The sequence below is a fragment of the Nostoc sp. genome, from assembly GCF_036917635.1.
Classification (GTDB): domain Bacteria; phylum Cyanobacteriota; class Cyanobacteriia; order Cyanobacteriales; family Nostocaceae; genus Nostoc.
Genome location: NZ_JBALCW010000107.1, coordinates 1 through 12,024 on the forward strand (window position 1 = coordinate 1; position 12,024 = coordinate 12,024).

12 protein-coding genes and 1 pseudogene are annotated in these 12,024 nt (G+C 41.8%); 10 read left to right on the plus strand and 3 right to left on the minus strand.

What is annotated here, in order from left to right; all coding sequences use genetic code 11:
- Window positions 1–121: 121 nt before the first annotated feature.
- From V7K32_RS26515 to V7K32_RS26530, 4 genes and pseudogenes are all read left to right on the plus strand, one after another.
- Window positions 122–1,255 carry a branched-chain amino acid ABC transporter permease gene (locus V7K32_RS26515; RefSeq protein WP_334997590.1) on the plus strand — a complete coding sequence of 378 codons (1,134 nt, stop codon included), beginning with the start codon at window positions 122–124 and terminating at the stop codon, window positions 1,253–1,255.
- A complete protein-coding gene (locus V7K32_RS26520) occupies window positions 1,245–2,027 on the plus strand; it encodes an ABC transporter ATP-binding protein (protein ID WP_334997568.1) in 783 nt (260 codons plus the stop codon). The genes V7K32_RS26515 and V7K32_RS26520 overlap by 11 nt, the downstream gene beginning before the upstream one ends.
- Window positions 2,028–2,293: 266 nt before the next feature.
- Window positions 2,294–2,452 carry a hypothetical protein gene (locus V7K32_RS26525; RefSeq protein ID WP_334997570.1) on the plus strand — a complete coding sequence of 53 codons (159 nt, stop codon included), beginning with the start codon at window positions 2,294–2,296 and terminating at the stop codon, window positions 2,450–2,452.
- A 137-nt stretch (window positions 2,453–2,589) separates the two neighbouring features.
- Window positions 2,590–2,700: pseudogene (locus V7K32_RS26530) on the plus strand (Uma2 family endonuclease); the annotation flags it as partial.
- Window positions 2,701–2,862: 162 nt separating this feature from the next.
- Here the strand turns inward: V7K32_RS26530 and V7K32_RS26535 are convergent.
- The 3 genes from V7K32_RS26535 to V7K32_RS26545 all read right to left on the minus strand — a co-directional run bounded on the left by V7K32_RS26535 (window position 2,863) and on the right by V7K32_RS26545 (window position 6,702).
- Window positions 2,863–4,149, minus strand: coding sequence for a glutamyl-tRNA reductase (locus V7K32_RS26535; protein ID WP_334997572.1), 1,287 nt, complete (start codon window positions 4,147–4,149; stop codon window positions 2,863–2,865).
- A 241-nt stretch (window positions 4,150–4,390) separates the two neighbouring features.
- Window positions 4,391–5,428 carry a class II fructose-bisphosphatase gene (gene glpX / locus V7K32_RS26540; protein ID WP_334997574.1) on the minus strand — a complete coding sequence of 346 codons (1,038 nt, stop codon included), beginning with the start codon at window positions 5,426–5,428 and terminating at the stop codon, window positions 4,391–4,393.
- Between the two features lie 233 nt (window positions 5,429–5,661).
- On the minus strand, window positions 5,662–6,702 hold the full coding sequence (locus tag V7K32_RS26545) for a histone deacetylase family protein (protein WP_334997576.1): 1,041 nt from the start codon (window positions 6,700–6,702) through the stop codon (window positions 5,662–5,664).
- Window positions 6,703–7,072: 370 nt separating this feature from the next.
- On the opposite strand from V7K32_RS26545, the gene grxC reads away from it, so the two are divergent.
- The 6 genes from grxC to grxD all read left to right on the plus strand — a co-directional run bounded on the left by grxC (window position 7,073) and on the right by grxD (window position 11,485).
- On the plus strand, window positions 7,073–7,387 hold the full coding sequence (grxC, locus tag V7K32_RS26550; RefSeq protein WP_334997578.1) for a glutaredoxin 3: 315 nt from the start codon (window positions 7,073–7,075) through the stop codon (window positions 7,385–7,387).
- 426 nt (window positions 7,388–7,813) lie between these two features.
- Complete coding sequence (tadA, locus tag V7K32_RS26555; protein WP_334997580.1) at window positions 7,814–8,299, plus strand: tRNA adenosine(34) deaminase TadA; 486 nt, start codon at window positions 7,814–7,816, stop codon at window positions 8,297–8,299.
- Window positions 8,300–8,411: 112 nt separating this feature from the next.
- Complete coding sequence (locus tag V7K32_RS26560) at window positions 8,412–9,170, plus strand: lysophospholipid acyltransferase family protein (protein ID WP_334997582.1); 759 nt, start codon at window positions 8,412–8,414, stop codon at window positions 9,168–9,170.
- 822 nt (window positions 9,171–9,992) lie between these two features.
- Window positions 9,993–10,598 carry a hypothetical protein gene (locus tag V7K32_RS26565; protein WP_334997584.1) on the plus strand — a complete coding sequence of 202 codons (606 nt, stop codon included), beginning with the start codon at window positions 9,993–9,995 and terminating at the stop codon, window positions 10,596–10,598.
- Between the two features lie 213 nt (window positions 10,599–10,811).
- Window positions 10,812–11,069, plus strand: coding sequence for a BolA family protein (locus V7K32_RS26570; RefSeq protein ID WP_334997586.1), 258 nt, complete (start codon window positions 10,812–10,814; stop codon window positions 11,067–11,069).
- An 89-nt stretch (window positions 11,070–11,158) separates the two neighbouring features.
- The gene (gene grxD / locus V7K32_RS26575; RefSeq protein ID WP_323201962.1) at window positions 11,159–11,485 is read left to right on the plus strand and encodes a Grx4 family monothiol glutaredoxin; all 327 of its coding nucleotides are present in this window, start codon (window positions 11,159–11,161) and stop codon (window positions 11,483–11,485) included.
- Window positions 11,486–12,024 lie beyond the last annotated feature (539 nt).

The following is a 12,024-nucleotide window of genomic DNA, read 5'->3' on the forward strand; positions in this document are numbered from 1 at the left end:
CTCCCAACTCCCAACTCCCAACTCCCAACTCCCAACTCCCAACTCCCAACTCCCAACTCCCAACTCCCAACTCCCAACTCCCAACTCCCAACTCCCAACTCCTAACTCCCCATTGCAAAACATGGTTGACTATCTCATTTTCTTAGCAATTTCTACAGCACTTTTTGCTCTATTCGCATTAGGACTCAATTTACAGTGGGGCTTTACGGGGCTAATTAACTTTGGTCATATTGCTTTCATGACCCTGGGAGCATATACAACCGTATTGTTAAGTTTAAAGGGCGTACCTCTACTGATATCGGCAGTAGCTGGGGCAATTGTCGCCGCCTTGTTAGGTTTGGTAATTGGTTTTGCAACTCTCCGCTTACGGGAAGATTATCTGTCAATTGTCACTATCGGTACAGGGGAATTAATTCGTTTGGTGGTGAATAATCAGGAATTACCTGTGGGTGACACCTGGATTTCTGGGGCGTTTGGTGTGCAAAGTTATCGCATACCCTTTTCCACAGAGCCAAATTTGTTTGTCAGATTAGTGATGATTGGACTTTTAACACTGCTAGCTGCTGTAACTTTTTTTACCTTATGGCGATGGATTAGTACCACCCAAATATCTCGGACTACTGATTTAGGTAAAAGGACAACTAGCAAACAAGAATTTGCATCACGTTTGGGTGTGGGAATTGTGTTAGCCGTTTTGGCAGCAGCGATTTATATTTCTGGCGTAATCGCACTGTATAATTACAACCCAAAAGCGGGTTTAATGCTGGTGTTGCTGTTGGTTTTAGCATTTGTATACTGGCGCTTAGAAATTTTGGTGCGATCGCCTTGGGGTAGAATTCTTAAAGCCATCCGTGAAGATGAAGAAATTCCCAAGGCGCTGGGAAAAAATGTCTTTTGGTATAAATTACAATCTCTCATGTTAGGGGGTGCGATCGCAGGTATCGCTGGTGCTTTCTTCGCTTGGCAACTGGGCGCTATTTACCCTGATAACTTTCAACCGCAAATCACCTTTGACACTTGGATTATGGTGATTTTAGGTGGTTCAGGTAATAATATTGGCACAATCTTAGGTGCGGTAATTTTCTTTGCTTACGATGCACTGACGCGGGAAGTTTTACCCAGAATAGTCCCCCTTGATGAAGCCCGTTTAGGTGCATTTCGGATCATGGTAATCGGACTAATTTTGATGATACTGATGATTTGGCGACCTCAAGGTATTCTAGGGAAAAAGGAGGAACTTACTCTTGGTAAATAACCAGTCATCGCCACTTCCCCTTTTGGTAGCCACTGGACTTTCTAAAAGCTTTGGTGGTGTCAAAGCAGTTAATGAGGCGAAAATCGAAGTTGCCAAAGGCAGCATTACGGGTTTGATTGGCCCAAATGGTGCTGGTAAAACAACTTTATTTAACTTACTCTCAAACTTCATTCGCCCAGATAAGGGAAGAGTAATTTTTGACGGCGAACCGATTCACAACTTGCAACCATATCAAATTGCCCAACAGGGAGTAATCCGGACTTTTCAGGTTGCGCGAACTCTCTCGCGGTTGTCGGTATTAGAAAATATGCTGCTGGCGGCGCAAAAACAAACTGGTGAAAATTTTTGGCAAGTGCAATTGCAGCCGCATGTTGTAGCTAAGGAAGAAAAGCAACTCGAAGAACGAGCAATGTTTCTATTAGAATCAGTAGGCTTGGGAAAAAAAGCACATGATTATGCTGGTGGCTTGTCTGGTGGACAACGCAAGCTGCTAGAAATGGGACGGGCGTTGATGACTAATCCCAAGTTAATTTTGTTGGATGAACCGGCTGCTGGTGTGAATCCGAGGTTGATTGATGATATTTGCGATCGCATTATCACTTGGAACCGTCAAGATGGAATGACTTTCTTGATTATCGAACACAATATGGATGTGATTATGTCATTGTGCGATCGCGTTTGGGTACTTGCCGAAGGGCAGAATTTAGCTGACGGTACACCAGCAGAAATTCAAACTAATCCCAAAGTTTTAGAAGCGTATCTAGGAAAATAATACTGTAGTTTAAAGTTCTGATTGACCATACATTGGCTAATAGATATAGCAGTCCTAAATCATTTGTGAAACTTTCTGTTGATTCTTCTCTCTCTCTGTGTTCTCTGCGCCTCTGTGGTTCGATTAAAAAGTAATTTTCACAACTCAGAGAGCATTGCTATATTACCTTTAAATAGGTTTCCTAGAAAGTCGCACACGGTGTCAAATCTTCTGAAATTTGGCTCTTGTTAAAATCGAGTTGCACATTTAAGTGGAAAAAGCTTTTTATGTCAATTATGACAGTCAGAGATTTAGAGCAAGTTCAAACAGCTTTTACCGAAGCAGGTTTAGATTACCAGCTGGAACTCGAATATATTCTGCCTTTTCTTCAATTTCTAAATACTCTTCAGGTGTGTAATAGAGTTTTTGTGTTTCTAACTGCATAAATATATAACCTATGATTGTGGGGCTAAATTTTTTGAAGATATTACCATTTTAAAGTGCTGTCTGAAGTTAGTCAGCTACAAGTTTTATGTGAACTGTTCTAAACTATGAAAAACTCGAAGATTGGAGGCGTAGCATTATGGTAATCACTCCTAATACCGCATCTGAGGTCATCTACCCCGAAAGCGACGGACAAGCAATTGCGGATAATACTAAGCAATTTCGTTGGATAGTAACTATTAAAGAAAATTTCTAAATTTTATTTGCATTGCAAAGCGCAGTAAAATGTTAAATTACTCTGGTTGCATAACTCAATCCTAATTAGACGTGTATCTAATTAGAAGTATATCTAATTGAAAAGCTAAGATCCCCGACTTCTTAAAGAAGTCGGGGATCTTATTTGTTGTTCAGTTTAACTAAACTGTTCCTCTGCATCCAGGTTGAACAGCATTTGCAGAGTTTGCATACAGCGCCGTCTGGCTTCTACATCTTGCTGCGATCGCAATTGCACCATCGGATCGTGTAAAATTTTATTGACAATTCCCCGTGTTAATGCTTCAATTACCTCTTGATGTTTTTCCGCGAATTCCGAACCCAATCTTGACAATGCTTTTTCTAATTCTTGTTCGCGGATGGTTTCGACTTTATTTCGCAGACAGCTAATGGTGCTAACAGTTTCTAAACTGCGCCACCAAATATCAAAAGCTTCCACTTCTTCCTCTAAAAGTTTTTCGGCTTCCTGTGCAATCTTCCGGCGGCTTTCGTAGTTTTGTGCTACTACTGCTTTCAAATCATCCACATTGAAAGCTTGCACATTTTCCAATTCATTTACATCCGCATGAACATTACGCGGCACAGAAATATCAAATAACATTAGAGAGCGCTGAACTTCTAAAACCATTTCTAACTTAGACCGGTCAAGTATTGGCTCTGTTGCCGAAGTACTTGTAAACACCAAATCACTATCGGCAATTACAGTCATCATTTCCGATAGCGGATGAATTTGGAGCAGTTGTTGAGGGAACTGCTTTGCTAATTCTTGGGCGCGATCGCGGGAGCGATTTACAATACTAATTTGCACAGCACCTTTAGAAATTAGATGTTGCACCAGCAGCCGCGACATTTTACCAGCACCGAGAATTACCACTCGACAAGCAGCTAAATTTGCCACTTTTATTTGCGCTAACTCTACAGCAGCCGAACTGATAGACACAGCGCCAGTACCAATACTAGTTTCAGTACGAACCCGCTTACCAGCTGTCAGCGCTTGTTTAAATAATCGATTCAAAATGGTTTTTATACCGTTATATTGCTGACCCAGTTTGTGAGTAGTTTTCACCTGAGCCAGAATTTGACCTTCTCCGAGTACCAGACTATCTAAACCACCTGCTACCCGCATAACGTGCATCACCGCATCATCATGTAGCAGCATAAACAAATGCTGTCGCAGAGAAAGCACGGGTAATTTACTGTATTCTGCGAGAAACTGCGTTATTTCCCGGATACCTTGGTCTGCTTCACTGGTAACAATGTAAATTTCCAGACGATTACAAGTGCTAAGAATTGCAACTTCGTCAATATGGGGATAGCTAGCCAGTTGAGCGATCGCACTTTCAATTTGTGGTTCTGGAATGCTCAGTTTTTCCCGGACTTCTACTGGGGCTGTTTTATGGCTTAACCCCACCACTGCTATATTCATTTGCTAAATCGTAGTTACTAGTTGGTAGTTGAGAATAGGGCATTGAGTGAGAAATAGGGAATGGGGGATTTTTGTTTATTGGTTGATAGTTTTTCCAACCAATAAACAATAACTAATCACTAAATACTAACTACTAACTAGTGTAACGATGAAGCATTTGGCTGACTATTTTTCCATTTTAGAGAAAGATTTATTTCCAAATACTTCGCCCCTACTTTTACCATTCCCCATTCCCTAAAAATTAGTTCAGTTGGAGAGTCTTGGGTTCACCAAACATGTGAATCGTGTCAACAAAGCGAGCAGTTTTTGACTGGTTGGAAATTACCAAACTTTGGGTTCTGGCTCCACCGTTGAAGAAACGGACACCTTCCATGAGATTACCACTGGTAATGCCGCTAGCAGCGAACAGAACAGTTTTACCAGATGCTAATTCATGAGCATCATAGACCTTATCGGGGTCATTGATATTCATAGATTTTAAGCGATCGATATTGGCTTCTCTGCTTTCTCCAATCAAACCTGTTTTTACGACTGCTGGATCGTAAATCAGTTGACCTTGGAAGTGTCCACCCAAAGCGCGCATTGCAGCTGCTGAGATTACACCTTCAGGAGCCGCACCGATACCCATCAGCCCGTGGATATTAGTTCCAGCAAAACCGCAGCTGATGGCTGCACCCACATCACCATCTGAAATTAGGGCGACTCTCGCTCCAGCCTCACGGATTTCTTTAATTAAATCGTTGTGGCGTTCGCGCTTCATGACCACGATCACGAGTTCTTCAATACTCCGATCTAGACACTCAGCCAGAATCTTCAGGTTTTCCGTTGCTGACTTGTTGATGTCTACCTTACCCTTAGCTGCGGGAGGTGCTGCTAACTTCTTCATGTAAAAGTCAGGAGCAGCAAATAATCCACCCTTTTCAGAAATTGCTAAGACAGCCATCGAACCAGGTTGTCCATAAGCTACCAAGTTCGTACCTTCACAAGGGTCAACCGCGATATCAATTTCAATTAGTTCATCAGGATTACAGAAACTTGCGGCATCTGGTTGGGTACAGATACCAACTTCTTCACCGATGTATAACATAGGGGCATCGTCGCGTTCGCCTTCCCCAATCACAATGCGACCGCGCATGTGGATTTTATTCATCCGCTCCCGCATAGCTTCCACAGCTACCTGGTCAGCGATGTTTTTTTCGCCTTTACCCATCCACTTCGAGGAAGCGATCGCAGCTTGCTCTACTACTTCAATAATCTCTAACCCAAGTGTATTTTCCACAGAGTCTGCCCTCTCAACTGCTTGAATTTCTGCCGTTTTATCTGGCTATTTCAGTCTTTAAGTTTACCAAAGAGCCGTTACCAAATTTCGATTCAAAATTTTAACGAAGTATCAATTCCCAACTTATTGACACTATTCTCAATAATTACTAGATATATCAGCGTGTTAAATCTCAGGGTAAGTACTTAAAGTTATACTATAAATTTTACTTAAAAATCTTTACATGTATGATTTTAAACACTTTTAAAACCTGTGACTAATTGTCGAACGTTTTCACATAGGGCTTCAACAAAGTAGCCACCTTCTTGTACAAAAAGAGTCGGCAGACCAAGTAACTTAATCCTTCTGCCAATTTGGTTATAAGACGTGGACTCAAGAGCAAAACAACCCAGAGGATCTGATTTAAACGTGTCAAAGCCAGTTGCTACGACCAAAGCTTCTGCGTTGAACGACGACACTACAGCTAGCGCTTTCTCCAACGCATGTAGATAAGAAGCCTCATTAGTTCCAGGAGGTAGGAGAATATTCAAGTTACATTCTTCTCCATCACCGCTGCCACGTTCGTTTTCAAAACCTGTATAAAAAGGATAAAAGTTGGTAGGATTACCGTGAATCGAAATTGTTAAAACATCACTACGCTGATAAAAAATCTGCTGGGTGCCGTTACCATGATGCATGTCAATATCAAGAATTGCAATTCGGGAAAACTTTGTGCGAAGCTCTTGTGTAGCGATCGCAGCGTTATTTAAGAAGCACATACCCATTGCCATATCCCCGCAAGCATGATGCCCACTTGGTCTACACAAGGCATATACAGCCAACTCTTCTGCTTTGAGATATGAAGTCGCTTCAATAACCGCAGATACACTTCCTAAAGCGTTTCGCCATGTGTATTCTCCGATTGGTGCTGCACCATCAGCAATGTACCATCCCGCCAGAGCCACAGGACTTTCGTTGAACTGAGTCAGATGGCGGTTTGGGGAAATGTTGGAAAAAATCTCTGTACTGGCATTCTCCATTCTTGACCAATGTTCCCAAGCACTCTCAAGATAGTTAACATACGCAGGTTCTTGTACCGCTAGGATTGATTCACGAATCAATCCTGCGTGAAGTTCTACCTGCGATAGAAACACTATCTCACATTCCGCCTTTTCCAGCCCCAAACGAATCTGATTACCTCTTTGTGCAACATCAGGGTGTTCAATAAAGTGCCCTCTCCAGAGGAATTTTGCCGGACCAGGAACGTCAAAGTATGGACTTACTATGGCTTTCATTAACTATGAAGTGGAACGTCCGCTACAGTTTACCAAGGGGTGGATACCAGTGGCAAAAAGTTAAATTTTGTTACACTTTATTTTGGAGCTAATCTGTGTTTATCTGTCGGTTTAAATATTTAGAAATATAACGGTGTAACTTGGGATAATTCATATCAGCCCAGAAAAGCATCAAGAGATGAATCGTGTTTATTGACTACATCACACTCATGTTAATCAACATGGTTGCTGGCTTATTTATACTGCATGACTATGTGTATCGTGGTATAGATAGTTCTAATCAAAGACAGTGGCTTCAAGCCCCAATGTAGTAATCAATGCCAGCAATGATCTAGGCTAGAGACACAGTTAAAACCTTGCTTAAGAAAATATGCTGGACTTTCTTAATCCTCTTTTAAATCGCCATCCAGAGCGAGTCAAAGCCAACGTCGAACTTTACACATGGCAAACTTGTCCTTACTGCATTCGTGCCAAAATACTGCTGTGGTGGAAAGGTGTAAATTTTACCGAATATAAAATCGATGGCGACGAAGCAGCCAGAGCGAAAATGTCAGAACGCGCTAACGGTCGCCGTAGTGTACCGCAAATTTTTATCAATAACCAGCACATTGGCGGCTGCGATGACCTTTATCAACTGGACACACAAAATCAACTCGATCCCCTTTTAGCCCAAGCCGCTATTTAGCTTAAGATTTTTAGTGCTTGTCATTACTCCCACTTTTGTAACAGTTAAAGTATTCTACTGACGCACATCCCGCCTAGAACTCAAGTTCTAGGCTAATAGCTAAACTCCACTCAAAGCCTACGGTTTACACACAAGTTATCTGATTACCCAAAAGTCCTTCAAAACCTCACCCTGTCCTATCTTTAATCCCTCTCCTTAGTAAGGAGAGGGACAGGTTTTACTACGTAAAACCTTTCTTGAGGTATCTCAGGGGTTATGATACTTAAGCGTAGATTGCACTTGTGTGTACACCGTAGCTCGAAGAAGGGTGTGGGGTTTTGTACTTACTCAACCAAGAACCGCTATATACTTTTTATTCCTCGTATGATCGCTATCTCCCCCGTCCAAAGGTGAGTAGAATTTTAAAATTTTTATATTGATAAGTATATGTTAACTAAATACACAGAATATCTTATACATCAAAAATGGATGAGTTATGCTCTAGAATTAGCAAAAGTAGCAGGTGATGCAGGTGAAGTCCCTGTAGGTGCTGTTATCATTGATTCAACAGGCAAATTGCTAGCACAAGGAGAAAATAGAAAAGAGCGCGACAAAGACCCAACCGCTCATGCGGAAATCCTCGCTCTCAAAATAGCTGCAACAACTTTACAAAATTGGCATCTTAATGAATGCACCCTCTACGTAACTCTCGAACCTTGCCCGATGTGTGCAGGTGCGATCCTCCAAGCGCGTCTAAGACTACTTGTATATGGAGTAGACGATAGCAAAACTGGCGCAATTCGTACAGTTATTAACATACCCAATAGCGCTGCTTCTAATCATCGCTTACAAGTAATCGGAGGCGTTCTAGAGTCAGCTTGTCGTGAACAATTACAGGCTTGGTTTGCTACTAAGCGGCGTAGTGTAAACTAACGGACAGAGGTAAAACTGTCCATCTAGTACAAGACAAGTCAGACAAGAGAACCTACGGTGTAACTAATCAGACTTTTCGTTAAATTTTACCCGTCAATCAGCTGCATCCGTCATGATGGAATTTTACTCTTCATCCGATACTTGCCAGCAGACACCAGCAAATCATCAGGTGGCTGATACTACTTCAAGGGTTTCTCCTTGGTTAAGTCCTCTGGCATATTTATTAGGGCGTCAGTGCCTATTACCATTATTCTTTGGGCAAATTAGCATAACCGGACAAAAAAATATCCCTATAACTGGGCCTGTGATCTTCGCGCCTACTCATCGGGCGCGTTGGGATGCATTGCTCGTACCCTACGCTACCGTTGATTGTCGCAGAGAACAAGACCTGCGGTTTATGGTGACTATCGACGAATGCCAAGGTTTGCAAGGCTGGTTTGTCCGACGTTTGGGAGGGTTCCCTGTAAATTCTAAGCATCCGTCAATCCGCACGCTGCGACATGGAGTTGAGCTACTTCAGCAGCAAAAAACCCTGGTTATTTTTCCAGAAGGTAATATTTTTCGTGATGGACAAGTTCACCAGTTGAAGCCCGGAATTGCTCGTCTTGCTTTGAGCGCTGAATCTAGTCATTCGGGGCTGGGAGTCAAAATTATACCCATAGGCATCAATTACAGCCAACCTCACCCAAATTGGGGTACAGATGTGAGTATTGACATTGGCTCCCCAATTAGAGTAAAGGATTACATGAGTGGCTGTATAAAACAAGATGCTAAAAGCATCACAGTTGATTTAGCAAAGGCACTGCAACAGTTAAGCCATCAACAAACAAAAATTACTAATCGTGCATTTGCAGAAATTACTAATTCTTGATATCGCCAAACGTCAAATGTCCCAAGACTCGCTCTTACCCATTGAGTATTAACCGTGCATGATTAAGAAACTGGACGTTTTCAAGGTTTGACATTGATTGCTTGCTATATTCATCGTGAGTCCGTCACCAAACAAGCGGGCTTGTTTGCAACCTTTGAGGGTGTATAGATATAGAGTACCCGCTTTTAATGGAGTATTTAGCCAAATTGGCATTCTTTTGAGCCAATAGCTAATAATTGTCTCGAAACAACTGAATTAGTTGATGATAAATATTCTTACTATTTGGACAAATAGTTAAATGAAAGTCTTGAGATTTTCCATGATTTTGTAACCATGAGTGGTAAAAAGAAAATTTTGGGAAGCGCGGACTGGGGACATCGCCATGTTTAAATGGTTTGGTGCGATCGCGTTTCACGCCCGATGGAAGCGATCGCAAATACTTCTTGCAGCGTGAGAAGATTCTCGTGCCAAATATTCCACTTAACCTGAGATAATTATTGCAAAGGAAAGTCGGTAGCGGGACGGATGGTGAAGCAGTCTAAATTTTTTCTCAAAAAACTCTTCATCACGGCGTTGTCAAACTACTCCCAAGCTGCTTGCTGGTAAACCGATGATTAAAAAATCAGAGGAATTAACGCGATCGCTCATAAAGACGATTTTAGTTAATCATTATACAGGGGCAACGGGAACTCTATTAAACCGATTTTCAGTCTAAATCAAAGAAACTTAGGATGCGGCTTTGCTTTGTCGAAGACCAAAACAGAGTTAAGATACCCGAAGTTTCCATAAATTTTCTGTATAGTCGTTGCACTACTTGACCCCATGAACACTGCTGTCGCTGTTACCTTGATGCACCGTACTTTTTTATCAGTCATAGCAGTCCTCAGCCTGCTATCACCTGTGAATGCTCAGGTATCACAGTTACCAGGCACTAATAGTCCACAACCCATTGACCCCAACGATCCCAATAACCTGCGCCCCATAACCCAAAGTAACAGCATTTTGAGCGTTGAAGGTGGCGATCGCTTATTGAAAGAGGCAGACCAAGCCGTTTCTGCTCAAAACTACCCCTTAGCTGTCAAGAAACTGCAAGAAGCACGCCAGGTTTATAATCAGCTATCTAATTTTTATCAAGAATTAAACTCTAGCTTTTCGGGAATTGACAATAGAGTTTCTGATTCTCAGCGTCAAAAAGCTCTAGTAACAGCGCAAAAGCGAGATGAAGCCACCTTTCAGCTAGCATTGGTACATCGCGCCCAAAATCAGCCAGAATTAGCTGTACCCTTGTTGATTCAAATAATTAAGAGTCAAAACCCCACGCGAGATTTAGGTAAGAAAGCCTATAAACAGTTGTTTGAATTGGGTTTTGTTGATTCTCCCTATCCTAGAGATGGTGGTGCTTCATCTTCCTCATCCCCAAAAAAATAAATTTTTCCCCTACTCCCCCATCTCCCTCCCTGAGCAGAAGTTTGAGAATGTCCCAGTGCTAGGATAGGATTATCTACCGTAGCTTTGAGGCGGCGTCCTCAAAAATCCACCTCAGAGATGCGTTTATTTCTAGCCTTGCCAAAACCTGAACTTGGCACAGCCATTGCTCCATATCTGTTAATAATAGAAAAGTAAGTTTTTTCAGGAATAGCGATGATTAGTCCGCAGCAGGTTGAGGCAATGATCAAGGCGGAACTGCCAGACGCCCAGGTTCAGGTGCAAGACTTGACTGGTGGCGGTGACCACTATCAGGTAACAGTAGTTTCATCGCACTTTGCAGGTAAGGGACTAGTGCAACAGCACCAGTTAGTTTATGGTGCTTTGGGGCAAGCTATGTCAACCGAAGCAATTCATGCCTTGGCAGTAAAAACATATACTCCTGAATCTTGGCAAGGAACACCAGCTTCGTAAACATAGAGTTAGGAATTAGGAGTTAGGAGTTATGAATTTTTAACTTCTAACTTGTCATCGTTGAATGTAACATAGGAAATACAAATACCATGACCCCAGAACTCAAAGAGAAAATTGATAACTTGCTACAACAGAACAAGATTATGGTTTTCATGAAGGGAAACAAGTTAATGCCCCAATGTGGTTTCTCCAACAACGTTGTGCAGATTCTCAATACCTTGGGAGTTCCCTTCGAGACAATTGACGTTCTATCAGATTCGGAAATCCGCCAGGGAATTAAAGAATACTCTAACTGGCCGACAATTCCCCAAGTCTATATCGATGGTGAATTTGTTGGCGGTTCTGACATTTTGATTGAAATGTACCAAAAAGGTGAATTGCAAGAAAAGGTAGAAGTAGCACTAGCCTCGTCGTAATATTTCTTTACGCCAACCAGAGGGTATGCTGCTAAATTTGCGCTTCCCAATCAAGGCAATTTGCCATTTTTAACATCCTTGAAAGGTCAGAGAAATATGTATCTCCCCTTTCAAGGGTTTTTAATGGGTTTGTGAAAAAATACCTGTGTTGGAATTGATAAATTTATATCTTGCACCTGCCCAATCTCCTGCCAAGAAATAAATTTCACAGGCTTTTTGTCCAAGTTCACTCAAGTGGACTAATATCCATGCCACTAATACGGTTTAGTCCTCTTGAGAGGACTTTAGCTGTTAGCCATAGGTTAGAAACCTATGGCGGTTTCTGGGACTAGTGCAAGATATAACTAAAGAGTTTTTGGTACATACCTCGCCGCTTCTGGGCGAAAAAAACTAATGATTAGGACTACTTCAAACCATGTTAAAGAGTGGGCCTGGTTTATCTTGGACTAATGACTAATGACTAATGACTAATGACTAATGACTAATGACTAATGACTAATGACTAATGACTAATGACTAATGACTAATGACTAATGACT

Coding starts and splice junctions, on each gene's coding strand:
- V7K32_RS26570 (WP_334997586.1), top strand. CDS start 10,812: ATGATTAGTCCGCAGCAGGTTGAGGCAATGATCAAGGCGGAACTGCCA.
- V7K32_RS26545 (WP_334997576.1), bottom strand. CDS start 6,702: ATGAAAGCCATAGTAAGTCCATACTTTGACGTTCCTGGTCCGGCAAAA.
- V7K32_RS26515 (WP_334997590.1), top strand. CDS start 122: ATGGTTGACTATCTCATTTTCTTAGCAATTTCTACAGCACTTTTTGCT.
- V7K32_RS26565 (WP_334997584.1), top strand. CDS start 9,993: ATGAACACTGCTGTCGCTGTTACCTTGATGCACCGTACTTTTTTATCA.
- V7K32_RS26525 (WP_334997570.1), top strand. CDS start 2,294: ATGTCAATTATGACAGTCAGAGATTTAGAGCAAGTTCAAACAGCTTTT.
- V7K32_RS26560 (WP_334997582.1), top strand. CDS start 8,412: ATGATGGAATTTTACTCTTCATCCGATACTTGCCAGCAGACACCAGCA.
- grxC (WP_334997578.1), top strand. CDS start 7,073: ATGCTGGACTTTCTTAATCCTCTTTTAAATCGCCATCCAGAGCGAGTC.
- V7K32_RS26535 (WP_334997572.1), bottom strand. CDS start 4,149: ATGAATATAGCAGTGGTGGGGTTAAGCCATAAAACAGCCCCAGTAGAA.
- grxD (WP_323201962.1), top strand. CDS start 11,159: ATGACCCCAGAACTCAAAGAGAAAATTGATAACTTGCTACAACAGAAC.
- tadA (WP_334997580.1), top strand. CDS start 7,814: ATGTTAACTAAATACACAGAATATCTTATACATCAAAAATGGATGAGT.